At 61.5% G+C, this 234-nt stretch carries 1 protein-coding gene; it reads left to right on the top strand.

From position 1 onward, the window contains the following. The coding region (locus N7568_RS25480) for a hypothetical protein (RefSeq protein ID WP_261612396.1) at window positions 1-184 on the top strand (184 nt) is incomplete at its 5' end. Window positions 185-234 lie beyond the last annotated feature (50 nt).

The raw sequence follows: 234 nt of genomic DNA, 5'->3' as shown, positions 1-234 counted from the left end.
CGAGGTCACCGCCCAGGTCCCGCTGTGGCTTGATGGGGGGCGGCCCGAGTTTGAGTATGTTTCCGGCCGGGCGAGCTTCGGGGTTGCGCTAAAAATTGTCGACCGGGTGCCCGGCCTTGTGGATTGCCAGGGCGGATGCCATTCCGGCTGGCGCGTCGCCCAGCACCACGATTGGCCCGGTTGATCCTGTGTTTGTGTTCATGAGTATTTCTCTTCTTTGAGTAGTTCCGGGTG

This window comes from Paenarthrobacter aurescens (assembly GCF_025421775.1).
Lineage (GTDB): Bacteria > Actinomycetota > Actinomycetes > Actinomycetales > Micrococcaceae > Arthrobacter > Arthrobacter aurescens_B.
Note: the sequence above shows the minus strand (reverse complement) of the source record. Positions and strands in the feature narration are given on the sequence as shown.